The organism is Maritimibacter fusiformis (genome assembly GCF_008086115.1).
GTDB classification, from domain to species: domain Bacteria; phylum Pseudomonadota; class Alphaproteobacteria; order Rhodobacterales; family Rhodobacteraceae; genus Muriiphilus; species Muriiphilus fusiformis.
This window is the reverse complement of the sequence record NZ_VSIY01000013.1, coordinates 273,384-298,126: the sequence shown is the minus strand read 5'-3', so window position 1 is coordinate 298,126 and position 24,743 is coordinate 273,384. Positions and strand designations below refer to the sequence as shown.

Annotated in this window: 27 protein-coding genes and 1 tRNA gene; 16 read left to right on the top strand and 12 right to left on the bottom strand. The window is 66.2% G+C overall.

What is annotated here, in order from left to right; genetic code table 11:
* The first annotated feature begins 91 nt into the window (after positions 1 to 91).
* Positions 92 to 814, top strand: coding sequence for a metallophosphoesterase (locus tag FVF75_RS13730; protein ID WP_166131593.1), 723 nt, complete (start codon positions 92 to 94; stop codon positions 812 to 814).
* 41 nt (positions 815 to 855) lie between these two features.
* On the opposite strand, the gene FVF75_RS13725 is transcribed toward FVF75_RS13730, so the two are convergent.
* Positions 856 to 929 (bottom strand) — tRNA-Gly (locus tag FVF75_RS13725).
* A gap of 84 nt (positions 930 to 1,013) precedes the next feature.
* Entirely contained in the window at positions 1,014 to 2,180 is a 1,167-nt protein-coding gene (locus tag FVF75_RS13720) for a nucleotide sugar dehydrogenase (protein ID WP_148378945.1), read from the bottom strand.
* Positions 2,181 to 2,648: 468 nt separating this feature from the next.
* On the opposite strand from FVF75_RS13720, the gene FVF75_RS13715 reads away from it, so the two are divergent.
* Positions 2,649 to 3,107: a hypothetical protein gene (locus FVF75_RS13715; protein ID WP_148378943.1), complete on the top strand. Its 459-nt coding sequence runs from the start codon at positions 2,649 to 2,651 to the stop codon at positions 3,105 to 3,107.
* A 15-nt stretch (positions 3,108 to 3,122) separates the two neighbouring features.
* Here the strand turns inward: FVF75_RS13715 and FVF75_RS13710 are convergent, their stop codons facing one another.
* Positions 3,123 to 3,383 carry a DUF6455 family protein gene (locus FVF75_RS13710; RefSeq protein WP_148378942.1) on the bottom strand — a complete coding sequence of 87 codons (261 nt, stop codon included), beginning with the start codon at positions 3,381 to 3,383 and terminating at the stop codon, positions 3,123 to 3,125.
* 104 nt (positions 3,384 to 3,487) lie between these two features.
* Between FVF75_RS13710 and FVF75_RS13705 the strand changes: the two genes are divergently transcribed.
* Positions 3,488 to 3,733, top strand: coding sequence for a hypothetical protein (locus FVF75_RS13705; RefSeq protein ID WP_148378939.1), 246 nt, complete (start codon positions 3,488 to 3,490; stop codon positions 3,731 to 3,733).
* Between the two features lie 7 nt (positions 3,734 to 3,740).
* Here the strand turns inward: FVF75_RS13705 and FVF75_RS13700 are convergent, their stop codons facing one another.
* Entirely contained in the window at positions 3,741 to 3,995 is a 255-nt protein-coding gene (locus tag FVF75_RS13700; RefSeq protein ID WP_148379102.1) for a DUF167 domain-containing protein, read from the bottom strand.
* Positions 3,996 to 4,071: 76 nt separating this feature from the next.
* On the opposite strand from FVF75_RS13700, the gene FVF75_RS13695 reads away from it, so the two are divergent.
* Genes FVF75_RS13695 through FVF75_RS13685 form a run of 3 tightly spaced genes read left to right on the top strand, consistent with a single transcriptional unit; the run spans position 4,072 to position 6,504 of the window.
* A complete protein-coding gene (locus FVF75_RS13695; protein WP_148378937.1) occupies positions 4,072 to 5,187 on the top strand; it encodes a class II histone deacetylase in 1,116 nt (371 codons plus the stop codon).
* A 46-nt stretch (positions 5,188 to 5,233) separates the two neighbouring features.
* Complete coding sequence (locus FVF75_RS13690; RefSeq protein WP_148378935.1) at positions 5,234 to 5,812, top strand: nitroreductase family protein; 579 nt, start codon at positions 5,234 to 5,236, stop codon at positions 5,810 to 5,812.
* Positions 5,812 to 6,504, top strand: a complete 693-nt coding sequence (locus FVF75_RS13685) for an EI24 domain-containing protein (RefSeq protein ID WP_148379100.1) — start codon at positions 5,812 to 5,814, stop codon at positions 6,502 to 6,504. The genes FVF75_RS13690 and FVF75_RS13685 overlap by 1 nt, the downstream gene beginning before the upstream one ends.
* On the opposite strand, the gene FVF75_RS13680 is transcribed toward FVF75_RS13685, so the two are convergent.
* The gene (locus FVF75_RS13680) at positions 6,501 to 6,782 is read right to left on the bottom strand and encodes a DUF1467 family protein (protein WP_148378933.1); all 282 of its coding nucleotides are present in this window, start codon (positions 6,780 to 6,782) and stop codon (positions 6,501 to 6,503) included. The two genes, FVF75_RS13685 and FVF75_RS13680, sit on opposite strands and share 4 nt — an antisense overlap.
* Complete coding sequence (gene mce, locus FVF75_RS13675) at positions 6,782 to 7,186, bottom strand: methylmalonyl-CoA epimerase (RefSeq protein ID WP_148378931.1); 405 nt, start codon at positions 7,184 to 7,186, stop codon at positions 6,782 to 6,784. The genes FVF75_RS13680 and mce overlap by 1 nt, the downstream gene beginning before the upstream one ends.
* Before the next feature lie 139 nt (positions 7,187 to 7,325).
* Here mce and FVF75_RS13670 point away from each other — a divergent pair, with 139 nt between their 5' ends.
* Positions 7,326 to 8,018, top strand: a complete 693-nt coding sequence (locus FVF75_RS13670; RefSeq protein WP_148378930.1) for a response regulator — start codon at positions 7,326 to 7,328, stop codon at positions 8,016 to 8,018.
* Positions 8,019 to 8,020: 2 nt separating this feature from the next.
* Here the strand turns inward: FVF75_RS13670 and FVF75_RS13665 are convergent, their stop codons facing one another.
* Positions 8,021 to 8,740, bottom strand: a complete 720-nt coding sequence (locus FVF75_RS13665; protein WP_148378927.1) for a GNAT family N-acetyltransferase — start codon at positions 8,738 to 8,740, stop codon at positions 8,021 to 8,023.
* A 155-nt stretch (positions 8,741 to 8,895) separates the two neighbouring features.
* On the opposite strand from FVF75_RS13665, the gene FVF75_RS13660 reads away from it, so the two are divergent.
* Positions 8,896 to 9,084 (top strand): hypothetical protein, encoded by a 189-nt coding sequence (locus tag FVF75_RS13660; RefSeq protein WP_148378925.1) that lies wholly within the window; start codon positions 8,896 to 8,898, stop codon positions 9,082 to 9,084.
* 136 nt (positions 9,085 to 9,220) lie between these two features.
* Positions 9,221 to 9,697, top strand: a complete 477-nt coding sequence (locus FVF75_RS13655; RefSeq protein WP_148379098.1) for a hemerythrin domain-containing protein — start codon at positions 9,221 to 9,223, stop codon at positions 9,695 to 9,697.
* A 29-nt stretch (positions 9,698 to 9,726) separates the two neighbouring features.
* On the opposite strand, the gene aspS is transcribed toward FVF75_RS13655, so the two are convergent.
* A complete protein-coding gene (aspS, locus tag FVF75_RS13650) occupies positions 9,727 to 11,505 on the bottom strand; it encodes an aspartate--tRNA ligase (protein ID WP_148378923.1) in 1,779 nt (592 codons plus the stop codon).
* Between the two features lie 258 nt (positions 11,506 to 11,763).
* Here aspS and FVF75_RS13645 point away from each other — a divergent pair, with 258 nt between their 5' ends.
* From FVF75_RS13645 to lfb1, 4 genes are all read left to right on the top strand, one after another.
* Positions 11,764 to 13,002, top strand: coding sequence for an SAM-dependent methyltransferase (locus tag FVF75_RS13645; RefSeq protein WP_148378921.1), 1,239 nt, complete (start codon positions 11,764 to 11,766; stop codon positions 13,000 to 13,002).
* 108 nt (positions 13,003 to 13,110) lie between these two features.
* Positions 13,111 to 14,394, top strand: coding sequence for a glycosyltransferase family 87 protein (locus FVF75_RS13640; protein WP_187393079.1), 1,284 nt, complete (start codon positions 13,111 to 13,113; stop codon positions 14,392 to 14,394).
* A 64-nt stretch (positions 14,395 to 14,458) separates the two neighbouring features.
* Positions 14,459 to 17,791 (top strand): carbamoyl-phosphate synthase large subunit, encoded by a 3,333-nt coding sequence (carB, locus tag FVF75_RS13635; RefSeq protein ID WP_148378917.1) that lies wholly within the window; start codon positions 14,459 to 14,461, stop codon positions 17,789 to 17,791.
* Positions 17,792 to 17,860: 69 nt separating this feature from the next.
* Positions 17,861 to 18,193 carry an LIC10280 family protein gene (gene lfb1, locus FVF75_RS13630; protein WP_148378915.1) on the top strand — a complete coding sequence of 111 codons (333 nt, stop codon included), beginning with the start codon at positions 17,861 to 17,863 and terminating at the stop codon, positions 18,191 to 18,193.
* Between the two features lie 9 nt (positions 18,194 to 18,202).
* On the opposite strand, the gene rimO is transcribed toward lfb1, so the two are convergent.
* Together rimO and FVF75_RS13620 are read right to left on the bottom strand one after the other, a co-directional pair.
* A complete protein-coding gene (gene rimO / locus FVF75_RS13625) occupies positions 18,203 to 19,567 on the bottom strand; it encodes a 30S ribosomal protein S12 methylthiotransferase RimO (protein WP_148378913.1) in 1,365 nt (454 codons plus the stop codon).
* 114 nt (positions 19,568 to 19,681) lie between these two features.
* Complete coding sequence (locus FVF75_RS13620) at positions 19,682 to 20,263, bottom strand: GcrA family cell cycle regulator (protein ID WP_148378911.1); 582 nt, start codon at positions 20,261 to 20,263, stop codon at positions 19,682 to 19,684.
* 350 nt (positions 20,264 to 20,613) lie between these two features.
* Here FVF75_RS13620 and FVF75_RS13615 point away from each other — a divergent pair, with 350 nt between their 5' ends.
* Both FVF75_RS13615 and argF read left to right on the top strand, forming a co-directional pair.
* Positions 20,614 to 21,795 carry an aspartate aminotransferase family protein gene (locus FVF75_RS13615; protein WP_148379096.1) on the top strand — a complete coding sequence of 394 codons (1,182 nt, stop codon included), beginning with the start codon at positions 20,614 to 20,616 and terminating at the stop codon, positions 21,793 to 21,795.
* Positions 21,792 to 22,718: an ornithine carbamoyltransferase gene (gene argF / locus FVF75_RS13610; RefSeq protein WP_148378909.1), complete on the top strand. Its 927-nt coding sequence runs from the start codon at positions 21,792 to 21,794 to the stop codon at positions 22,716 to 22,718. The genes FVF75_RS13615 and argF overlap by 4 nt, the downstream gene beginning before the upstream one ends.
* A gap of 102 nt (positions 22,719 to 22,820) precedes the next feature.
* On the opposite strand, the gene FVF75_RS13605 is transcribed toward argF, so the two are convergent.
* On the bottom strand, positions 22,821 to 23,567 hold the full coding sequence (locus FVF75_RS13605) for a GNAT family N-acetyltransferase (protein ID WP_148378907.1): 747 nt from the start codon (positions 23,565 to 23,567) through the stop codon (positions 22,821 to 22,823).
* Between the two features lie 82 nt (positions 23,568 to 23,649).
* Between FVF75_RS13605 and FVF75_RS17605 the strand changes: the two genes are divergently transcribed.
* Positions 23,650 to 23,787, top strand: coding sequence for a hypothetical protein (locus FVF75_RS17605; protein WP_187393078.1), 138 nt, complete (start codon positions 23,650 to 23,652; stop codon positions 23,785 to 23,787).
* An 84-nt stretch (positions 23,788 to 23,871) separates the two neighbouring features.
* Here FVF75_RS17605 and FVF75_RS13600 read toward each other — a convergent pair whose 3' ends face one another.
* Positions 23,872 to 24,696 (bottom strand): sulfotransferase family protein, encoded by an 825-nt coding sequence (locus FVF75_RS13600; RefSeq protein WP_148378905.1) that lies wholly within the window; start codon positions 24,694 to 24,696, stop codon positions 23,872 to 23,874.
* Positions 24,697 to 24,743: the final 47 nt, after the last annotated feature.

Here is a 24,743-nt window from a genome sequence, read left to right as displayed (position 1 = left end):
GCGCGGGCTGGGCGGGCTCTTGCGTGGTCGGTCGCAGGCGAAGGCGCCGCAGCCGAAGGGACAAACGCACCGTATCCTTGCCCTGCCCAGGATGCCGGTTGCGGTCTACGCGATCGGTGATCTGCACGGCTGCCGCCAACTCTACCACGCGCTCGAGGCCGAAATCGTCGCCGATGCGCGGGCACGCGGGTTCGAGGGCCCCAAGCTGATCGTGTCGCTGGGCGACGTGGTCGATCGTGGACCGGATTCGGCGGGGCTGATCGCGGACCTGATGGCCCCGGCGCCGGACGGGTTCCGGCGCGTGGTCCTGCGCGGCAACCACGAAGACAAGATGGAGGCGTTCCTCGACGATCCCGACGGGCACCGCATATGGTTGAAGTTCGGCGGCGATGCCACGTTGCGCTCCTACGGGTTGCAACCCGAGGATGAGGACCGCGGCTTCGACCTGCCAACGTCGCGGCTGGCGGCGATGATCCGCACCGCGATTCCAGATGATCACCGCGCGTTCCTGCGCGGCCTTCCGCTGGCGCTGACGCTCGACCGTTACATCCTCTGCCACGCCGGTATCGACCCGGCGCGCAAGGTCGACGCGCAAGACCCCGACCAGCTGATGTGGGGCGACCCCGCACTGGTCGACGGCACCGAGGGGCTGCCGACCGTCGTGCATGGCCACGTCATCACCGAGGCGCCTCTGGTCACGCCGGCGCGCATCAATATCGACACCGGCGCCTATCTCAGCGGCCAACTCACCGCGGTCTGCCTGACACGCGACGCCGCGCCCCGACTGCTGGGGGTCAGTGGCCATCCGGGCTGACCATTCGGGCGGGACAAGTCGTTTGCGGAGATCGTAAGGTTTGGAGCGGGCGGCGGGAATCGAACCCGCGTCATCAGCTTGGAAGGCTGAGGTCTTACCACTACACAACGCCCGCTCTAACCCGGCCATAGGTATTTTGCACAGGTTGCGGCGTCAAGGCCCCCTTGGGCCTGCGACAGCTTGCAGCGTTGGCCGCCTCTCAGCCGTTGCCGAACAGGTCGCGGGTAAAGACACGCCCGGCAACATCGGCGATCTCGTCGGTCAGGCGGTTCGCGATGATCAGGTCTGCCTCGGCCTTGAGCGTCTCGAGGTCGGGCACCACCCGGCTTCCGAAAAACAGGTCTTCGGTCATGATCGGCTCATAGACGATCACCTCGATGCCCTTGGCCTTGATCCGTTTCATGATGCCCTGCACCGAGCTTTGCCGATAGTTGTCCGACCCCGCCTTCATCACCAGCCGGTAGATGCCCACCACCTTGGGCTGCATCGCCACGATCCTCTCGGCGAGGTAGTCCTTGCGTGTCCGGTTGGCGTCGACGATGGCGCGGATCAGGTTCTGCGGCACCTCGGCATAGTTCGCCAGAAGCTGCTTGGTGTCCTTCGGCAGGCAATAGCCGCCGTATCCGAACGACGGGTTGTTGTAGTTGGCGCCGATCCTGGGGTCGAGGCTGACGCCCTCGATGATCTGGCGCGTGTCCATGCCGCCCGCCATCGCGTAGCTGTCGAGTTCGTTGAAAAAGGCCACCCGCATGGCAAGGAAGGTATTGGCGAAAAGCTTGATCGCCTCGGCCTCGTCGGGGTCGGTGAACAGGACCGGCACGTCCCGGTCCTCGGCCCCCTCGACCAGCAGATCGGCAAAGGCACGGGCGCGGTCGGAGCGTTCGCCGACGATGATCCGGCTGGGGTGCAGGTTATCGAACAGCGCTTTGCCCTCACGCAGGAATTCCGGCGAGAACATGACCTGCTCGGTGCCAAGCTCGGCCCGGATGCGCCGGACGAAGCCGACCGGCACGGTCGACTTGATGACGATCGGAACGCTTGCGTTTGCCGCGATGACGTCGCGGATCACCGCCTCGACCGACGAGGTGTCGAAGGTGTTGAAGGCCGGGTCGTAGTCGGTCGGCGTCGCCACGATCACGAAATCGGCGGCACGGTAGGCGCCGGCTGGGTCTGTCGTGGCCACCAGATCGAGCGTGCCGGAGGCGAGAAGCTCCTCAAGTTCGGCGTCGATGATCGGGCTTTTTTGCGCATTGACCAGATCGACGCGACCCGCGTCGATATCCACCGCCACGACCGGGTGATTGCGCGCCAAAAGGGCCGCGTTCGACAGCCCGACATAGCCAAGCCCGACGACGACGATGTTCATGGCGCAGTCCTTTCGCCGGAAAGTGTGGTGGGTGCCGCGAAGGGCGCATGCGCATCGCACATAGCGGAAGCGAAAGCGTGCCGCAACTGCGGGGCGGGACCGTCCTTTAGCTGGATATCGCCACGGGTGGATGACGGCGCCGCATCGGGCCGCCGGATGGCGGGATGCGAGTGGGGAATGGGCAGCGGCAAACTTTACCAAGGTCCGGGGCGCGCGAACGCCCTGGGGATGGAACAGACCTGAACACCTCATACGCGCCGAAGCGCCATTGCCGGGAAGATTCAAACCCGGCCCCGCCAGAAAACATGGCGGACCCCCACTCACGCCGGCACCGAAGCGCCGGGCACTGGTCACACGACCGTCGGGATGCGGTCGAGTTCATTAAGGCATTCACAAAAGCGCGGTTTAATGGGAAAAGTAACGAAGTTTTCCCCGTAAGCGGTGCGGCGGGGCGGTCCAGGGGGCAGTATGAACGGTTTTAACGATTATCTCAGAAAGCACACGGAGGCGCTGGTCAAGGATGTGGGCATCGAGAATGCCTGCACGCTGTCGGGCAAATCCAAGGCGACGCTCGGGCGCTATTATTCCGATGCACCCGAGCACGCCGACCGCTTCATGCCGATCGACACGGTGGCCAAACTTGAGGAGGCGGCGCGCTATCCGCATGTGACCTCGGCGCTGGCGGAAATCTCGGGCCACACCGTCAATGCCAACGAGGACCGGCGCAACGCGCCGCCCGGCGGCGTCAATGCCGATGTCATCGCGCTGGCGCAGCGGTTCGCGATGCTGATGTCGGAGTATCAGCAGGCGATCGAGGACGGCATCATCACCATGAACGAGGCCAAACGGCTGTTGCGCGAGACACTGGCGCTGCAGCAGGTGCTGGTCGACATGAAACTGCACCTCGAGGAAGAGGCGGAAAACTGATCCGGCAGGCCGGGGCTAGTAGGTGTTGCGCAGGTGTTCGAGCAGCGCCTTGTTGCGGCACAGTTCCGGCGCGCTGGTGGCGCCGCCGGAATGCTCTTCCAGCCAAAGCTCGCAGCCCTGAGAATCCGGGCATTGGCTGCACCTCGCGATCGCCTGTTCCAGCTTGGCGCGGCTCAGGCGGGTCAGGTCGACCTCCAGGTCCAGGTCGAGGCCCAGCACATCTGCCATCCGGTCCAGCAGGTATTGGTGATAAGCGTTATGAGCGGCGTCTTTCATGGTCTCCTCGCGTGCCCGTGACAAAAAACCGCAACCGGGGCTGCGGTCTTTGATCAAGATCAAATCCGCTTTCGTCCCGATGCGGCCCGGCCTAGAGTGAGCGCATGTTTACCATTGAGCACGAATTCGACTCGACCCTCGTGACCCTCGTGGACGAAGGCAGCCCGCATCTGCGTGAGGATGTGGTCATCAATGCCTTCGACGACTGCGTGACGCTGGAGCAATGGGAGCCGACGACCGACCGGATGATGCGGGTGACGCTGTCGCTCAGCCAGTTGCGCGATCTGGCCGCGGCACTGGACCTGCCGGAAGGGGCCTATCAGCTCACCCGCGCGCCGCAGGGCGAATAGGCGGGCGTCAGTCCAGCCGGAACAGCTTGTCGCGCGACGTGGCCCCGCGCACCAGCGTCAGGCGCGACTTCGCCACCCCCAACGCATTGGCCAGGAGCTTGACCACCGCCGCGTTGGCCTTGCCGTCCTCGGGCACCGCGGTCACCGATACGCGCAGCCCTTCCTCTGCCACGCTCACGTCATTGCGCGCCGCCTTCGGGGTCACCCTGACGGCAATGTCGCGGCCCGGGACCGCAAGATGAGACAGCGCGCCTTTCTTCATCATCGCCCGACACTGGCCGATGGGGCTTGCAGCCGCAAGCCGGCCCGGCCAGTCTGCGCCAAACGGCGGAGGGATCATGCGCAGGACCGGATTTTTCGTGGACGAGCGGTGTTTTTGGCATTCGGGCGGCAACTATGCCGGGATGCTGCCGGTCGGCGGGCTGGTGCAGCCGACCGCGGCCGGCGGCCTGCCGGAAAACCCCGAGACCAAGCGGCGGCTGAAGAACCTGATGGAAGTCACCGGGCTGATCCGCGAGGTCGCGGTGCAAAGCGCCGCCCCCGCCAGCCGCGACGAGTTGGAGCGGGTGCATCCTGCCAGCTACCTCGATGCGTTTCAGCAGATGTCGGACGCGGGCGGCGGCCAGTTGGGGCTGCGCACGCCGTTCGGGCAGGGCGGATACGAGATCGCGACGCTGTCGGCGGGGCTGGCGCGCGCGGCGCTGCTCTCGGTCCTGCGCGGCGAGCTTGACAATGCCTATGCCTTGTCGCGCCCGCCCGGCCACCACGCGCTGCCGGATTTTCCCAACGGGTTCTGCCTGCTCAACAACATCGGCATCGCGATCCACGCCGCCCGCGCCGCGGGGCTGGTGCGGCGCGTCGCGGTGATCGACTGGGACGTGCACCACGGCAACGGCACCGAGGCGGTGTTCTACGACGATCCCGACGTGCTGACGATCTCGATCCATCAGGAACACAACTACCCGCTGGATACCGGCGAGATCGACAAGCGTGGTGCGGGCGCGGGCGAGGGAGCGAACATGAACATTCCCCTGCCACCCGGCGCGGGGCATGCCACATGGCTCGAGGTGATGGAGCGGCTGGTGCTGCCCAGGGTCCGCGCCCACAAGCCCGAGGTCATCGTCATCGCCAGCGGCTACGACGCCGCCGCCGCCGACCCGCTGGCGCATATGCTGCTGCATGCCGACAGTTTCCGCCAGATGACCCGGATGCTGCGAGACCTTGCCGATGAGATGTGCGCCGGCCGGCTGGTGGCGGTGCACGAGGGCGGCTATGCCGACTGGTATGTGCCGTTCTGCGGCCATGCGGTGATCGAGGAGATGGCCGAAAGCCCGACCACCGCCGCCGACCCGATGGCCGAAACCTATCGCATTCGTCAGCCAAATGCCCGCTCGCAGGCGTTTTTCTCGGGCCTGATCGACGAGTTCGAGCGCTATTTCCTGCCGGACCGTTGACCTTGGCCGCCCCAACCCCGACATGGGCCATGTGAAGGAGACTAACATGCCCGACAGAAACCAGTCCGCGCTGGATTTTTTGCTCACCCGCCGCTCGCGCCCGGCCAAGACCCTCAAGGCCCCGGTGCCGACCGCAGAGGAACTTGCCCCGATCCTGACCGCCGCCGCACGCTCGCCCGATCACGGCAAGCTCGAGCCGTGGCGCTTCATCGTGCTGCAAGGCGCGTCGCTGGACCGGCTGGCGGGGCTTGCCGTCGAACGCGGGCAGGCGCTGGGGGTGGAGCCCGAGAAGGTCGAAAAGGCCCGGCGCCAGTTCGCCGATGCCGATCTCGCGGTGGCCGTGGTCACCTCGCCGGTCGCCTCGGACAAGGTGCCCGAGATCGAGCAGGTCTATTCCGCCGGCGCGGTCTGCCTTGCAATGCTGAACGCGGCGCTGGCCTCGGGCTGGGGCGCCAACTGGCTGACCAGCTATGCCGCCCATGACCGCGATTTCCTGCGCGACGGGCTTGGCCTTGCCGAACACGAAAGTCTCGCCGGCTTCATCCATATCGGCACCGAGACCGTCGCCCCGCCGGAACGCCCGCGCCCGGATATCGACGCGATCACCACCTGGGTGAACACATGATGTTTTCGGATTTCGCCAAGGCGCTGGGCCAGTTGACCGACCCGCGCTTTCGCCGGGTTCTGCTGCTTGGCGTCGGCCTGACCATCGCGCTTCTGGCGGTGGCGACGGTGGGGTTTGCCTGGCTGGTCGGGTTGTTCGTGCCCGACACGGTCAGCCTGCCGTGGATCGGCGACGTGAACTGGCTCGACAACGTGGCAAGCTGGGCGACGGTGGGTCTGATGCTGGTGCTGTCGGTGGTGCTGATGGTGCCGGTTGCCGCCGCCTTCACCGGCATTTTTCTCGATGATGTGGCGGCGGCGGTCGAGGACCGCTATTACCCCGGCCTGCCCAAGGTCGGTTCGGTGCCGCTTATGGATACGCTGCGGGATTCGACCAGCCTGATCCTCGTCACCATCGGCGTGAACCTGGTGGCGCTGATCCTGTTGTTCTTCGTCGGACCGCTGGCGCCGGTGCTGTTCTGGGTGGTGAACGGCTATCTATTGGGCCGGGAATTCTTCCAGATGGCGGCGATGCGACGCGAGGGGCGCGAGGGCGCGACCCGGATGCGCAAGCGTCATACCGCCCAGATCTGGGTTGCCGGCACGCTGATGGCGGTGCCCTTGACGATCCCGGTCGTGAACCTGTTGATCCCGGTGATCGGCGCGGCGACCTTCACCCACATGTATCACCGGCTGGCGGGGCGGCCCGCCTAGTTCGGGATTCGCTCGTCCAGCAGGTTCATCCAGTCGAGATCCTCGACCGAGATCCAGCCCGACAGCAGCACACCGGCGCAGATCGCCCAGATTCCCACCGCCCAGAGCGTCACGATCAGAACCGTGCGCCCCAGCCGGAAATTGGCCGGCGCGCCCTCGGGGGTGCCGGGCACGACGCTGCCATCCTCGGCCTGGCTGCGGGCGCGGATCGGCAGGACGATGAACATCGTCATGAACCAGATCACGATGAACATGACCAGGCCGGCGGTGACCGACATCAGACTTGCTCCAATTCGACCAGGCAGCCGTTGAAATCCTTGGGATGCAGGAACAGGACCGGTTTGCCATGCGCGCCGATCTTCGGCTCGCCGGTGCCCAGCACCCGCGCGCCAGCGGCCTTCAGCCGGTCACGCGCGGCGATGATATCCTCGACCTCGTAGCAGATATGGTGAATGCCGCCTGCCGGGTTCTTTTCCAGAAACCCCGCGATCGGAGAGGTGTCGCCCAGGGGATAGAGCAGCTCGATCTTGGTGTTGGGCAGGGTGATGAACACCACGGTCACGCCGTGATCGGGTTCGTCCTGCGGTGCGCCGACATCGGCGCCCAGCGTGTCGCGGTATTGCGCGGCCGCCGCCTCGAGGTCGGGCACGGCGATGGCCACATGGTTCAAACGTCCGATCATCGGGCTCTCCATCCAGGTTCGGCCCGGTTATGCCCGCCGGCCCGCGCCGCCGCAAGGGTGGCCGGTTAAGGGCGCGCGCGGTGCTTTACCACCCTTTAAGGAGTTTCGTGTTTGGCTGGTGGCGAAAGGGATGAATGCCATGAGCGATGACCGTTTCTATCTGCCACCGGGAAACCCCGACCGCCCGTTGCAAGGGCTGACCGTGCTCGTGGTCGAGGACAGCCGATTTGCGTCCGAGGCGATCCGGCTGTTGTCGATCCGCTCGGGCGCCCGGATCAGGCGGGCCGACAGCCTGGCCGCCGCGCACCGGCACCTGGCCGTTTACCGCCCCTCGGTGGTGATCGTGGATATCGGGTTGCCCGACGGATCGGGCACCGACCTGATCGCCGAACTGGCGCGCGCACGACCCCGGGTGCCGGCGATCCTGGGCATGAGCGGCGATCCCGAGGCCGAACCGGCGGCGCGCGCCGCCGGGGCCGATGCCTTCCTCGCCAAGCCTGTGGAAAGCCTCGCCTGGTTTCAGCAGGCGTTGCTCGCGGCGCTGCCGGGCGGTGTGCTGCCGTCCGGTCCGCGTGCGGTGTCGGGCGACCGAATCCTGCCGGACCCCGTGGCGCTGGCCGACGATCTGCACCACGTGGCCGAGATGCTGCGCGGTGACGGCAGCGGCGCGCGCGCCTATATCGCGCAACTTCTGTCCGGCCTCGCCATCAGCGCCCATGACCCGGCCCTCGCCGCGGCGGCTGGCCAGCTTGCCCTGAGCGGCGCGGAAGGTGCCCGCAGGCGCGTGGTCGATCTGGTCGAGGAACGCCTGTCGCGGGCGCAGGCGGTCTGATGTCAGCGGTGCAGGGCCGGATCGTCCGCCACCCGCACCAGCCGGGTCAGGTCGCCCAGACGCTCGATCTGGCGGCCATCGGCATCGAAATTGGCGGGCGACAACCACCCCCGGAACGCCTCTTTCAGCCCGGGCCATTCCGCGTCGATCACGGCGAACCACGCCGTGTCGCGGTTGCGGCCCTTGACCACCGTGGCCTGCCGGAACGTGCCTTCATAGCTGAACCCCAGCCGTTGCGCCGCCCGGCGCGAGGCAAGGTTGCGCGCGTCGCACTTCCATTCGTAACGCCGGTATCCCGCCTCGAACGCCCATTGCATCATCAGATACATCGCCTCGGTCGCGGCGCGCGTGCGTTGCAGGGCCGGCGACAGGTTGATGTGCCCGACCTCGATCGATCCGGCCTGCGGCGTGATCCGAAGATAGCTTGCCACCCCCTGCCACTGGCCGCTGTCGCGGTTCTGGATCGCATAGAACAGCGGATCGTCCCCGGCTGTCGTCTCGCGCATCCAGCGGTGGTAGGCCGCCGACGAGGCAAAGGGTCCATAGGGCAGGAAATCCCAGATCGCGTCCGACACGCTGTTGGCCTTGAACAGGTCGGCCGCATGTCTGTCCGCCGACAGCCGCTCAAGCCGGGCATAGCGCCCGTCCAGCGCCTCGCCGCGTGGCGCAGGCGGCGGCTGCCAGCCTGCGACCGGCGCGCCGATGTCACGATCCTCGGCCATTTCCGCCCCCGGTTTGCTCCCCCGGCCAGCAATAGGGCAATGCGCACAGGCCCGCCACCGGGAATCCCCGAATCCGTCCGGGTTTTGGCCCAGACCGACCGCATTGCCGCCAGATTTCGCGGCCACAATCCAGACACGCCACAGGGGAAATGAGGATGTCGAAAGTTTTCAACCGTTTCACCGACAACCGGCTCGACAGCGCCGCGATCGACTGGCTGGTGTTTGCCACCGGCGTCGTGGTTCTGACCGTTTCGATTGCGGCCAGCGTGGCCGCGCCGGCCTATGGCCGGATGTCGGACGATGCCGCCCGTCGCGGGCTGCAGACAGAGGTTACCCCCAGCTGATCTCGTGAGTGGATCGAAGGGCAGGGCGGCGCGCTTGGCAGAGCGCGCCGCTTTTTCGCCTTGCGCCGCGCCTATCCGGGAACCGACAGCGGGATCGGCGCGTTGCCTTGACAGCAACACCCAGATGGAGACCCACATGACTTCGATCTACGAGGCCATCAAGGCCGACCACGACCGCCACCGCGAGCTGCTGAGCCGGATCGCCGACACCTCCGGCGCCTCGAAGGACCGCAAGACCGCCTGGCGGACCTTCTATTGCGACGTCAAGGCCCATGCCGCCGCCGAGGAAGAGACGTTCTATTCCCGGCTGATGTCGAAAACCTGGGGCCAGGACGCGGCCCGCCATTCGGTCGAGGAACACGCCGGGCTCGACGACCTGATGGAGGAACTGGACAACATGGACATGGCCTCGTCCGGCTGGCTCAACAAGTTTCACAAGCTTGACGAGGACTACCGGCACCACATGGACGAAGAGGAAAACGAGATCTTCGCCCGCGCGCGCGAGGTCATACCGGAGACCGAAACCCAAGGCTACGGCACGCGGTTTCGCGAGCGCAAGGCGAAGGAAGTGACCCTGGTCGAGGACAAGCTGGCCGATCACCTCGAGGACTGAGCGGGCCGGATCGCGGCCCGTCCGCCCGGTCAGCGGTCTTCCGTCACCACCCGCAGATGCAGTTCACGCAACTGTTCGTTGGTCGGTTCTGACGGGGCGTCCATCATCAGGTCTTCGGCGCGCTGGTTCATCGGGAACAGCACCACGTCGCGGATGGTTTCCTCGCCCGCCAGCAGCATCACGATGCGGTCGATCCCGGCGGCGCATCCGCCGTGCGGCGGCGCGCCGTATCTGAAGGCGTTGACCAGTCCACCGAACCGCTTGCGCACCTCGTCCTCGCCATAGCCCGCGATTTCGAAGGCCCGGAACATGATCTCGGGCTTGTGGTTGCGGATCGCGCCCGAGAGGATCTCGGCGCCGTTGCACGCCAAGTCGTATTGCCAGCCCAGCACCTCGAGCGGGTCGCCGTCGAGGGCTTCAAGCCCGCCCTGCGGCATCGAGAACGGGTTGTGCTCGAAGTCGATGTCGCCGGTTTCCTCGTCCTGTTCGTAGATCGGGAAATCGACGATCCAGGCAAAGGCGAAACGGTTTTCGTCGGTCAGGCCAAGCTCGGCCCCGATCACGTCGCGCGCCAGCCCGGCGACGCGCTGGAAACCCTTGGGCTTGCCGCCAAGGAAAAACGCCGCGTCGCCGACGCCAAGGCCAAGCTGCTGACGGATCGCCTCGGTGCGTTCCGGGCCGATGTTCTTGGCAAGGGGGCCGGCGGCTTCCAATCCATCGGCCCCGTCGCGCCAGAAGATATACCCCATCCCCGGCAGCCCCTCTTTCTGGGCAAAGGCGTTCATCCGGTCGCAGAACTTGCGCGAGCCGCCGCCCTGGGCGGGGATCGCGCGGATCTCGGTGCCGTCCTGTTCCAGCAGCTTGGCGAAGATGGCGAAGCCGGAGCCGCGGAAATGCTCGGACACGTCCTGCATCTTGATCGGGTTGCGCAGGTCGGGCTTGTCGGTGCCATACCATAGCGCCGCGTCGCGATAGCTGATCTGCGGCCAGACGCTGTCGACGGTCTTGCCGTCGGCGAATTCCTCGAACACGCCTTGCAGCACCGGCTTGATGGTATCGAACACCTCCTGTTGGGTGACGAAGCTCATCTCCATGTCGAGTTGGTAGAAATCGGTGGGCGAGCGGTCGGCGCGCGGGTCTTCGTCGCGGAAACACGGCGCGATCTGGAAATACTTGTCAAAGCCCGAGACCATGAGCAGTTGCTTGAACTGCTGCGGCGCCTGCGGCAGGGCATAGAACCGGCCCGGATGCAGGCGCGACGGCACGAGGAAATCGCGCGCGCCCTCGGGCGACGAGGCGGTGATGATCGGCGTCTGGTATTCGCGAAACCCCTGGTCCCACATCCGCCGCCGCATCGAGGCAACGACATCCGAGCGCAGTTTCATGTTCTCCTGCATCGCCTCGCGGCGCAGGTCGAGGTAGCGGTATTTCAGCCGGGTTTCTTCGGGGTATTCCTGGTCGCCGAACACCATCAGCGGCAGTTCCTCGGCGGCGCCCAGCACTTCCATGTCCTGGATGAACACCTCGATCTCGCCGGTGGGCAGTTTCGGGTTCACCAGGCTTTCGTCACGCGCCAGCACCTTGCCGTCGATGCGGATGCACCATTCCGAGCGCAGTTTCTCGACCTCGGCGAACACCGGGCTGTCGCTGTCGGCCAGCACCTGGGTGATGCCGTAGTGGTCGCGCAGGTCGATGAACAGCACGCCGCCGTGGTCGCGGACACGGTGCACCCAGCCCGAGAGCCGGACGGTGTCGCCGACGTCGGATTTGCGCAGATCTGCGCAGGTATGGCTGCGAAAGGGGTGCATGATGGTCCTCGGAACGCTGTGTGTGGTCCGGGGCGATACACCGTGCCGCCGGTGGAAAGTCAACCCTGATCGCCGGGCCGGACCCGCCCATCGGCCAGCATTTGCGGGAAAATGGTTTACATTCGAGGCCGAATGGAAAAACATCTGTGCCATATGACGGTAAAAACTGGCGCGGTAGCAAGGGGTTGAGGTTCCCGAGGCGTGGTGAGTCGCCAGTTACCAGAGACCGGCCGGAGGCCGGCGTGAAAGGAGACCGCTATGAGGAGCGTTTTTCTGGATCACCTACTTTCGCATATCGTGCAAGTGGGCACGTTGCGGGTGACATTCGCCGATGGACGCACGAAACGCTATGGACAGGGCGAGCCGGAGCTGGGGGTCACGGTCAAGGACCCCAGGCTGCCGGGGCGGATATTGCGCAGTCCGAACCTGGCGGTCGGCGAGGCCTATATGGACGGCACCTTCGAGGTCGAGAACGACGATCTGCGGGCCTTTTTCGACTTCATGATCCCCAACATCAACCGCGCCGGCGCGCCGTGGTTCCAGCGCCCGCTGGATCTGGGCCGGATGATGGCGCGGCGGTTTCGCCAGTTTGCGCCGGTGGGCAAGGCGCAGGCCAACGTGGCGCATCACTATGACCTGTCGGGCGAGCTTTACGACCTGTTCCTGGATGCCGACCGGCAGTATTCCTGCGCCTATTTCGCGCGTGAGGACATGACGCTGGACGAAGCCCAGGAGGCCAAGAAGCAGCATATCGCGAAAAAGCTCTTGATCGAGCCGGGGATGCGGGTGCTCGATATCGGCTGCGGCTGGGGTGGCATGGCGCTGACGCTGGCACGCGATTACGGCGCCAAGGTCGTGGGGGTGACCCTGTCCAGGGAACAGCACGCGGTGGCGGTGCGCCGGGCCGAAGAGGCGGGGCTGTCGGACCGGGTCGAGTTCCGGCTGACCGACTATCGCCAGGTGCCCGAGAGCTTTGACCGGATCGTGTCGGTGGGGATGTTCGAACATGTCGGCGTGCCGCATTACGACGAGTATTTCCGCTTTGTCCGCGATCACCTCAGCGATGACGGGCTGGCGCTGATCCATTCGATCGGCCATGTCGGCCCGCCCAACGAATCCGATCCGTGGATCGTGAAATACATCTTCCCCGGCGGCTATACCCCGGCGCTGTCAGAGATGCAGCGCGCGGTCGACCGGGCCGAGTTGGTCTCGACCGATATCGAGGTGCTGCGGCTGCATTACGCCAAGACGCTCGGCCATTGGTATGAGCGGTTCATGGCCAATGAAGACAAGGCCCGCGCCCTTTATGACGAACGGTTCGTGCGGATGTGGCGCTATTACCTGCTGTCGATGGAGGCGAGTTTCCGCGTCGGCACGCTGCTGGTCTACCAGGTCCAGATCGGCAAACACATGACCGCCGCGCCGATCACCCGCGACTATCTCTATCGCGACGCGGCGCATGACCGGGCGCATACCCACGCCAAGGCGGCCGAATAGCGCGCGGTTGTGTGATCCCGAAGATGCGCTAGTGTCGGGCCGGAGGCGGCGATACGGGCATCGGTCAGTGACAGCGCGACCACATCTTTCGACAACGCGGGCGGCGGTGTGACCCCGCGCGCGCAGGTCATTCTGGGCTGGGCCATCGTCGCGTTGGCCTCGGTCGGGCTGTGGCTGTTTCTGCGCGGCACGTGGTCGGTCGACCTGACGGCGATCTATTTCGCCGCGCATTTCATCGGGCAGGGCGACCCCGACCTGGTGTATCTGCCCGGCGCGAATATCCGCGTCGTCGATCCGCCTGCCGCGTGGGCGGCGCTGGCCGCGTCCCAGGGCAACCCCGATGGCAAACTCACGCCCTATCTCTACCCGCCGCTCTGGGCGGCGCTTCTGGCGCCGGTGGTCGAGCGGGTGTCGGCCCAAGGCTTCTTCGACGCCGTCAACGCGCTCAACATCGCGGCCCTTGCCGGGACGATCTGGCTGTCGTTCCGCCTGATCGGGTCGAGCCGGATCGGGTTTGGCACATGGGCCGCGCTGTCGCTTGCGCTGGGCGTGGGCAGCGGCTTCGGGTTCTTCGGGCTGTGGCTGGGCCAGCCGCAGATCATCGTCTCGTTCGTGACGCTGCTGGCCTTCGTTCTGCTCGCCGGGCGCCGCGACCTGGGGGCGGGCGCTGTTCTGGCGCTGGCGGCGGCGATGAAGCTTGGTCCTGCGCTTTTGGTCGTGATCTTCGTGATGGAGCGGCGCTGGCGCGCGCTCGCCGCCTTTGTGGTGGTGGGCGGTGCACTGGCCGCGGCCTCGGTTCTGATGGCGGGCTGGCCGATGCACCAGGCGTTCCTCGCCAAACTCGCCGCCCTTGACGACAGCGTGATGATTTCGCGCACCTCGGCGGGGCTGGAAATGATGCTCTACCAGATCGGCGCGGTGATCGACGGCACCGCCTATTGGTCGGTGCCGCTGCCGGTGCTGGAGCCGGAGCCGGTCTGGATCGGCTGGGTAATGCGGCTGGTTCTGATCGCCGGGGCGGTGGCGATCTGGGGCATGACCCGGACCCTGCGCAAGCGGCCCCGGATCTGGGCGCGGCTGTTCGCGATGCTGCTGCTTGCGGTTGTGACCAACCCGCTGCCCTGGCTACACTACCTGATCCTTCCGGCGCTGATGCTGCCGGGGCTGGTCGTGTTTCTGACACCGGCCCGGACCGTCACGGTGGCGCTGGCGGTCGCGGCGGTGCTTTCGCTGCCGTTGTTTCTGTGGATGGCGCGCGTTCCGGCGCTGACCTTCCCGCAGGCCGGATTGCATCTGGCGGTCGCTCTGGGGCTGCTTGCCTTGGTGTTTTGGCTGTCCCGACGCCCGGGCCCGGCCAATCGGCCCTTGCACCCGGAGCGCTCGCGTCTATAACCCACGAGAATTTGCGCGCGGCCGGCCCGGCCCGCGTGCCGGACCCGCTGCTTCAGGTGAGACCATGCCCAAAAGAACCGATATCAAGTCCATCATGATCATCGGCGCGGGACCGATCATCATCGGGCAGGCGTGCGAGTTCGACTATTCCGGCGCCCAGGCCTGCAAGGCGCTGCGCGAGGAAGGCTACCGGGTGATCCTGGTCAACTCGAACCCCGCCACGATCATGACCGACCCGGAAATGGCCGACGCCACCTATATCGAGCCGATCACCCCCGAGGTCGTCGCCAAGATCATCGCCAAGGAAAAGCCCGACGCGCTGCTCCCGACCATGGGCGGGCAGACCGGGCTGAACACCGCGCTGGCGCTGGCCGACATGGGTGTGCTGGACGAGCACGGCGTCGAGTTGATCGGCGCCAAGCGCGAGGCCATCGAGATGGCCGAGGACCGCAAGCTGTTTCGCGAGGCGATGGACCGGCTGGGCATCGAGAACCCCAAGGCCACCATCGTCGCGGCCCCGAAACTGCCGAATGGCAAGTTCGACCTGCGCGCCGGCATGGAACGCGCCATGGCCGCGCTGGACGAGGTCGGCCTGCCCGCGATCATCCGGCCCGCCTATACGCTGGGCGGCACCGGCGGCGGCGTGGCCTACAACCGCGAGGACTACGAAAAGATCTGCCGTTCGGGCATGGACGCATCCCCGGTCGGGCAGATCCTGGTCGACGAGAGCCTTCTGGGCTGGAAGGAATTCGAGATGGAGGTGGTGCGCGACACCGCCGACAACGCCATCATCGTGTGCTCGATCGAGAACGTCGACCCGATGGGCGTGCATACGGGCGATTCGATAACCGTGGCCCCGGCGCTGACGCTGACCGACAAGGAATACCAGTTGATGCGCACGCATTCGATCAACGTGCTGCGCGAGATCGGGGTCGAGACCGGCGGCTCCAACGTGCAATGGGCGGTCAACCCCGAAGACGGGCGCATGGTGGTGATCGAGATGAACCCGCGCGTCAGCCGCTCGTCGGCGCTGGCCTCCAAGGCCACGGGCTTTCCGATTGCCAAGATCGCGGCAAAACTGGCGGTGGGCTATACGCTGGACGAACTGGACAACGACATCACCAAGGTCACGCCCGCCAGCTTCGAGCCGACCATCGATTATGTCGTCACCAAGATCCCGCGTTTCGCGTTCGAGAAATTCCCCGGCGCCAAGCCCGAACTGACCACCGCGATGAAATCTGTGGGCGAGGCGATGGCGATCGGGCGCACGTTCCACGAGAGCATGCAAAAGGCCCTGGCCTCGATGGAGACCGGGCTGACCGGGTTCGACGAGATCACCATCGAAGGCGCGCCCGACAAGGCCGCCGTGACCAAGGCGCTGGCGGCCAAGACCCCCGACCGCATCCGGGTGATCGCCCAGGCCATGCGCCACGGGCTGTCGGACGCCGAGATCAACGGCGTCACCGATTTCGACCCCTGGTTCCTGGCCCGTATCCGCGAGATCGTGGAGGCCGAGGAAAAGGTGCGCGAGACCGGGTTGCCTGACACCGAACACGGCCTGCGTGCGCTCAAGATGATGGGCTTCACCGATGCCCGCCTCGCCACGCTCACCGGCCAGACCGAGGCCGAGGTGCGCCGCGCCCGGCTTGGCCTGGGTATCGCCGCCGTGTTCAAGCGGATCGACACCTGCGCAGCCGAGTTCGAGGCCCAGACGCCCTATATGTATTCCACCTACGAGACCCCGGTGATGGGCGAGGTCGAATGCGAGGCGCGGCCGTCCGACCGCAAGAAGGTGGTGATTCTCGGCGGCGGTCCCAACCGGATCGGGCAGGGGATCGAGTTCGACTATTGCTGCTGTCACGCCTGCTATTCGCTGACCGGCGTGGGCTATGAAACCATCATGGTCAACTGCAACCCCGAGACCGTTTCGACCGACTACGACACCTCGGACCGGCTGTATTTCGAGCCGCTGACCTTCGAGCACGTGATGGAAATCCTGCGCGTCGAGCAGGAAAAGGGCACGCTGCACGGCGTGATCGTGCAATTCGGCGGCCAGACGCCCCTGAAACTGGCCAATGCGCTGGAAGAGGCCGGCATCCCGATCCTGGGCACCACGCCGGACGCCATCGACCTGGCCGAGGATCGCGAGCGGTTTCAGGATCTTGTCAACCGGCTGGGGCTGAAACAGCCGGTCAACGCGATTGCCTCGACCGATCAGGAGGCGCTGGACCTGGCGCTCGAGATCGGCTTTCCGCTGGTGATCCGCCCGTCCTATGTGCTGGGCGGTCGCGCGATGGAAATCGTGCGCGACATGGACCAGTTGCGCCGCTACATCCGCGACGCGGTGGTGGTGTCGGGCGACAGCCCGGTGCTGCTCGACAGCTACCTGTCAGGCGCCACCGAGGTCGATGTCGATGCGCTCTGCGACGGCGAAACCGTGCATGTCGCGGGCATCATGCAGCATATCGAGGAGGCTGGCGTGCACTCGGGCGATTCCTCGTGCTGCCTGCCGCCGCACACCCTGCCCGCCGACATCGTCGCCGAGATCGAGCGTCAGACCGAGGCGCTGGCGCTCGCGCTCAAGGTCAAGGGGCTGATGAACGTGCAATTCGCGGTCAAGGACGGCGAAATCTACCTGATCGAGGTCAACCCGCGCGCCTCGCGCACCGTGCCTTTCGTGGCCAAGGCCACCGACAGCGCCATCGCCTCGATCGCCGCGCGGCTGATGGCGGGCGAACCGATGGCCAATTTCCCGCATCGCGCGCCCTATCCCGCCAGCGCCGCCTATGGCCAGCCGATCCCCTATGCCGACCCGATGACGCTGTGCGACCCGAACGTGCCGTGGTTCTCGGTGAAAGAGGCGGTGCTGCCCTTCGCGCGCTTTCCCGGTGTCGACACCATCCTCGGCCCCGAAATGCGCTCGACCGGCGAGGTCATGGGCTGGGACCGCTCGTTCCCGCGCGCCTTCCTCAAGGCGCAGATGGGCGCCGGCGCCGACCTGCCGCGCGAGGGCTGCGTGTTCATCTCGATCCGCGACGCGGACAAGACGGACGAGATGCTGGAGGCCGCCACGATCGTCGCGGGCCTCGGGTTTTCGATCCTCGCCACCCGCGGCACCGCCGCCTGGCTCACTGAAAACGGCGTCAAGGCAGAGACCGTGAACAAAGTCTACGAAGGCGGGCGCACCATCGTCGACCGGCTGAAGGACGGCGATGTGCAGCTTGTCTTCAACACCACCGAAGGCACCCAGGCGGTCGAAGACAGCCGCGACATCCGCGCCGTCGCGCTCTACGACAAGATCCCCTACTTCACCACCGCCGCCGGATCGAACGCCGCCGCGCTGGCGATGAAGGCGCGCGAGGAAGGCGAGATGGATGTGAGGGCGTTGCAGGCTTAGGGGGGTGGTGCGCACTTGTCTGAGTGGCGTTTTGGGCTAGGCTTGCGCCAGTCACAAGGAGCCCACCCCATGATCCGCTGCGTCATCCTCGCCCTGCCGCTTCTCTTCCTGCCTGCGCTTGCGCTGGCGCAGGACCTGACCGGCACCTACCGCGCCGAAGGGCGTAACCCCGATGGCTCGGCCTATACCGGCAGCGTGCGGATCGACGAGGACGGCAGCGCCATCCGGGTGCACTGGACGGTCGGGGCATCGAGCTACGACGGTCTCGGGTTTCGCGACGGCCGCGTGCTGGTGGTCGACTGGGGCGAGCAGGACCCGGTGGTCTACGTGGTCATGGCCAACGGCGCGCTGCATGGCACCTGGGCGGACGGCACGGCGCTGGAACGGCTGATCCCGTTCTGAGCCGCGATCTCAGACCAGCCGCCCCCACAGGTCATACTCTCCTGCCTCGTCGACCTCGACGGTCACGATATCGCCGGGGGAAAGCGCTGCGAAACCCTCGTCTATGAACAGGTTTCCGTCGATCTCCGGCGCGTCCGCCCAGGTCCGGCAGGTGGCCCCGTCCGCGTCCACCGCATCGACGATCACCGCGAGCCGCCGGCCCACCTTGGCCGCCAGTTTCGCCGCCGAAATCGCCTGCGCCTTCTGCATGAACCGGTCCCAGCGATCCTGCTTGACCTCGTCGGGCACATGGTCGGGCAAATTGTTCGCCGCCGCGCCCGCGACGTTCTCGTATTGAAAGCACCCGACCCGGTCGAGCTGCGCCTCGTCCAGCCAGTCGAGCAGCGTCTGGAACTCCGCCTCGGTCTCGCCGGGATAGCCGACGATGAAGGTCGAGCGCAGGGTGATGTCCGGGCAGTCGCGCCGCCAGGCCCCGATCTCGTCCAGCGTCTTCGCCGCCGCCGCCGGCCGCGCCATGCGGCGCAGCGTGTCGGGATGCGCGTGCTGGAACGGGATGTCGAGATAGGGCAGCACCAGACCCTCGGCCATCAGCGGGATCAACTTGCGCACATGCGGGTAGGGGTAAACATAGTGCAGCCGCACCCAGGCGCCGAGACTGCCAAGATCGCGCGCCAGGTCGGTGACATGGGCGCGGTGGCCGCCACTTTCCGCATGTTTCAGATCGACGCCATAGGCCGAAGTGTCCTGCGAGATGACCAGAAGCTCCTTCACCCCGGCCTCGACCAGCCGCTCGGCCTCGCGGATCACCGCATGTGCCGGGCGCGATTGCAGCCGGCCCCGCATCGACGGGATGATGCAGAACTTGCAGTGGTGATTGCATCCCTCGGAAATCTTCAGATAGCTGTAATGCCGCGGCGTCAGGCTGACCCCCGAGGCGGGCAGCAGGTCGATGAACGGGTCCGGGCTGGGCGGTACCGCGACATGCACGGCATCGAGCACCTGCTCATACTGATGCGGGCCGGTCACCGCCAGAACCGAGGGATGCGCGCCGGTGATATACTCGGGCTCGGCCCCGAGACAGCCGGTGACGATGACCCGCCCGTTCTCGGCCAGCGCCTCGCCGATCGCCTCGAGGCTCTCGGCCTTGGCGGAGTCGAGAAAGCCGCAGGTGTTCACGATCACCGCATCGGCTCCGCCATAGTCCGCACTGATCGCATAGCCCTCGGCGCGCAGCCGCGTCAGGATGCGCTCGCTGTCGACCAGCGCCTTGGGACAGCCAAGGCTGACCATCCCGATCCGGGGCTGACCCGGGCGGGCATCGCCCCGAACCTCTGCGCGCGCCCGGTCCGGGCGCAGGTCAGGCGGATTGGTCATTCGGGTTTCATCTTGGCAGAAATACTCCGGGGGGAACGGCTGATTCGCGTCAGCGAAACAGACGTGGGGGCAGCGCCCCCCGCCGGTCGGATCGGCGAAGCCGGTCCGACATCGCTACCGCTTGCGGTCGCGGCGCGAGGACATCGGCTGGAACGCCACGCCGACATGGGCCTCGCAATAGGGTTTGCCCTGTTGCACCGGCAGGCCGCAGAACCAGAACTCCGGCGTCGCGGGGTCGCCGATCGGCCATTTGCAGGTGCGCTCGGTCAATTCCATCAGGCTGATCCGCTTGGCCGTCTTCTCGACCTCGCGCACGCTGGCCAGCGCCTCGGGGCTGATCTCGTTGGCCGAGGGTTGCGGCGGCAAGGGCTGACCGGCCGGAATGATCTGCTTGCGGGCCGGGATCGCTGGCCGTTCGGGTGCCGGCTCGGCGGCCTCGGTCTTTTCCGGCTTCTTCTCGGCGGCGGCGGGTTTGGGCTTGGCGGCGGGCTTGGCCGGCTTTTCCTTGGCTTTCGCAGCCACCGCCGGGTTGGGCGTCGAGCCGCCGCCGGCGCGGTTGGACAGGCCCAGCCGGTGCACCTTGCCGATCACCGCATTACGGGTGACGCCGCCAAGTTCCTTGGCGATCTGGCTGGCCGACTGGCCCTCGGCCCACATTTTCTTGAGTGTTTCCACCCGGTCTTCGGTCCAGGACATGCGATTTCCCAAGTTCGGACGGGCCGTGCCCGCCTCTGAATTCTCCAGCACCCTATTTTAGTCATGCGCCGGGTGGATACAAGGCGCGCACGCGTGGCGGCCCGTCCATGCGGTTTCCCGTATCCCATGCCGGGCCGCTTGAAAAGGGGATGGACAGGATCGCGCGCTGCGCCTATTGCACGCGGCATGACCAAGGCCACGCTCTTTTTCGAACCCCGACGCCGGTGCTCGCGCGCCTGACGCCTCGCCTGCCTTGTTCGCGTGCCACCGTGGCACACCCCATCCAACAATATTGACACCGGCCTGCCCTTGCGGCACCCAAAGGCTTCTTTTTCCAAAGGATGACCGAGATGATCCCGTCCGTTCTGCCGACCTATGCCCGTGCGCCGCTTGCTTTCGAGCGCGGCGAAGGTTCCTGGCTCACGACAACCGACGGGCGCCGATTTCTCGACCTGGGGGCCGGGATCGGGGTGAACGCGCTGGGCCATGCCCACCCGGCGCTGGTGGCCGCGTTGACCGAACAGGCGGGCAGGCTCTGGCATGTCTCGAACCTCTACGAGATCCCGCAGCAGCAGGCGCTGGCCGACCGGCTGGTGGCGGCGACCTTTGCCGACAGCGTGTTCTTCACCAACTCCGGCACCGAGGCGGCGGAACTGGCGATCAAGATGGTGCGCAAGCATTTTCACGCCGCCGGCCAGCCCGGGCGCACCGAGATTGTGACCTTCTCCGGCAGCTTCCACGGCCGTTCCACCGGCGCCATCGCGGCGGCGGGCAGCGAGAAGATGACCGCAGGTTACGGTCCCCTGATGCCCGGCTTCGTGCATGTCCCCTTCGGCGACCATGACGCGCTCTATGCCGCGATCAACGACAACACCGCCGCGATCCTGGTCGAGCCGATCCAGGGCGAGGGCGGCATCCGCCAGGTGCCGGACCAATGCCTGAAGGGGCTGCGCGACCTGTGTGATCAGCACGGGTTGCTCTTGGTGTTCGACGAGGTGCAGTGCGGCATGGGCCGAACCGGCAAGCTGTTCGCGCATGAATGGGCCGGCGTTTCCCCCGACATCATGATGGTTGCCAAGGGCATCGGCGGCGGGTTTCCCCTGGGCGCGGTGCTGGCGACCGAGGCGGCGGCGGCGGCGATGACGGTGGGCAGCCACGGTTCGACCTACGGCGGCAACCCCCTGGGCTGTGCGGTGGGCGCCAAGGTGATGGAGATCGTGGCCGAGCCTGCCTTTCTGGACGAGGTGACCCGCAAGGCCGGACACATGCGCCAGAAACTCGAGGGGCTGGTGGCCGCACACCCGGAGGTGTTCACCGAGGTGCGCGGCAGCGGGTTGATGCTGGGGCTTGGCTGCAAGGTCACGAATACCGACGTGGTCAAGGCGGGCTATGACCAGGCGGTGCTGACCGTGCCGGCGGCGGACAATGTGGTGCGGCTGTTGCCGGCGCTGACCATTTCCGACGAGGACATCGACGAGGCGATCCGGCGGCTCGACGCCGCGGCAAGCGCGGTGAAAGGGGCCGGGGCATGAGGCATTTTCTCGACATCAACGCCACCGACCCGACCGATCTGCGCCAGATGATCGACAACGCGCGGCGGATGAAGGACGCGCGTGCCGGCATGCTCAAGGGCACGCCCGATGCCGAGCAGGCGCTGGCCAATCATGTCGTCGCGCTGATCTTCGAAAAACCCTCGACCCGGACCCGGGTGAGTTTCGACGTGGGCGTGCGCCAGATGGGCGGCGAGACGCTGGTGCTGACCGGCTCGGAAATGCAGCTGGGGCATGGCGAGTCGATCGCCGACACCGCGCGGGTGCTGAGCCGCTATGTCGACCTGATCATGATCCGCACCTTCGACGAGACCTCGCTGCACGAACTGGCCGAGCACGCCACGGTGCCGGTGATCAACGGGCTGACCGACCGCAGCCATCCCTGCCAGATCATGGCCGACGTGATGACCTACGAGGAACATCGCGGGCCGATTGCCGGCAAAAAGGTGGTCTGGGCCGGTGACGGCAACAACGTCGCGGCCTCGTTCATCCAGGCGGCGGGGCAGTTCGGGTTTCACCTGACCTTCACCGGGCCGCCGACGCTCGACCCGGACCGGGCCTTCGTCGAGGAGGCGCGGGCCAAGGGGGCGAAGATCGAGATCACGCGCGACCCGGTCGAGGCGGTGGCCGGGGCCGATCTGGTGGTCACCGATACCTGGGTGTCGATGCACGACGCGCTGTCGACCCGTGAAAGGCGGCACAACCAGTTGCGCCCCTACCAGGTGAACGAACGCCTGATGGCGGCGGCGGCACCCGACGCGCTGTTCATGCATTGCCTGCCGGCGCATCGCGGCGAGGAAGTGACCGATGCGGTGATGGACGGACCCAGTTCGGTGATCTTCGACGAGGCCGAGAACCGGTTGCACGCGCAGAAGGCGATCATGCGCTGGTGTCTCGGGGTCTGAGGCCGCCAGATTGTGCGCCTGCGGCGCGCAGGCCTGTCTCGGTCCCGGCCTCTGGCCGGTCCCTCGGGCATGAGTATTTGCCGCCAAGATGAAGCAGCAGGGTCAGGTCAGTGCCGCGAGGATCTGCTTTTCCAGCAGGTAGTGGTAGGCGAGGAGCTTGCCGTCGTGGACCAGCGCGTAGGTGCCGTAGGGCGTGGGTGAGTGCGCGCGCAGGTCGTCCGCGGTCTCGATCAGCCGGTCGGTGAAGGCGAGGCCGAGGTGGTCGGCGGCGCGTCTGGCGTGGGCCGCGGCGTCTTCGAGGTAGGGGCATTGGGCGCTGCGCAGCACGGTCAGGCCGGGGCCGCAGGCGGCGGCCTTGGCGTCCCAGTCGCCCGACAGGCGCGGGTCCGGGCCGGGTGAGAAGCGTTTCAGCATCAGGTCGAAGCCGGGGTCGGCGTGGTCGACCGAGGCATATCCGCGATGTTCGAGCACCCCCGGTTCGATCAGCCAGTTGCCGCTGGAGGTCAGCGCCGCGACGCCGCGGTAGCCGTTCGCGCGCGCCCAGTTCTCGACCTCGTTCATCAGGGCCGTGGCGTGGCTTTGCCCCTTGGACTTGCCGACCACCCAGAGACAGTGGATGACCACGACATCCCCGGCCCCGTCGATGGCCCGCCAGGACTTGTCGCCCGGCATGAATTCGACAAAGCCGCGTTCGCCGTCCCCGAGCAGACGCAGTTGCAGCCCCTCGTCGAAACGCGCCATCAGCCAGTCGCGCTTGGCCTGCCAGGCAGGTGTCTTGCGGGCGCTCATCTTGCAAAAGAAGCCGTGCTTGTCGACGGTCTCGGCGGTGACGGTGATGATTTCGGTCATGGCGCGGCCTTGTGGTTTGCGCTCAGAATAGGCAGGCGTGCGGACCGGTTGCCATGATCGCGGTCAAACCGGGAGGATGGGAATGGCGCTCATTCTGCCCGTTGGGCCGGTCGGGGCCGGCGTGTTGGTGATCCATTCGTGGTGGGGCCTGACGCCGAGCTATCGCGACCTTGCCGCGCCGGGTGCCGATGTATCGGACATTGGAGCGCGATATGAATGAGTTGCGCGCCGCCGGGGCTTACGATCCGAAGGCGGCAGGACTGGCGCTGGGCCGCACTGCCGGGTTCCTGCGCGAAACGCTGGCCTAGTTCTTCGGCCCCAGTTTCTTGTGCACCTCGTCGAGGTCGATCTTGCCGGTGGGTTTCGACTTGCCGGGGTTTTCGGCGTCGTATTTGAACACCTCGAAATCGCGTTTGTAGATCTCGTAGACCAGGTGCATCGACAGGTCGTCGAAGTAGTCCTCGACCGGATGGGCGCGTTTCGGCCCGTGGCCTTCGCTTTCGTTGAAGCGCGGGATCTTGGCGAGGTCGACCTTGTGCGGGGTCTCGATGTGATCCAGCACCACCTTCATGCCGGGATTGAAGTTCTCGATATGCAGGATGTGGTCGTAGGTGCCGCCGTTGTGGATGAAGGTCGAGACATGGCCCGACACCGCGCTCCAGTGGATGTCGGGGTCCATCGGGCGGCGCCAGCGGATGGTGTCGCGGGCGAACAGCAGAAAGCGGCGGAAGCTGGCGATCTGGTCGAACTCGAAGCCGTTTTCCGGATCTCCCACCTCGACCCCGTATTTCTGGATCAGGAGCGGCACGAGATTGCCGCGGTAGCGTTTTCCGTTGCGCTGAATGCCGCAGATCTTGTCGAAGAAGCTGGACAGGATGCGCGAGTAGGGGTTGCGCACGGCGGTGAAGGCATAGCTCTTGTGCGCCTTCACGTTGGCTTCGATCACCGGCTTGCTGTCATCGAAGGCCCATTTGTGCAGCCCCTCGGTGGCGTCATGCACGTCGCCGTCGTAGAACTTGCCGTGGTCGGAGTAATACATGATCTGGCCGATGGTCGAGCAGGCGCATTTGGGCACCACGCGGTAGACCACGCTTTCGCTTTCCGTCATCCAAGTTCCGGGAAACCCCATCGTGCCTGTCCGCCCTTGCCGCCCGCATCCTGTGCAGAATGTTCTTG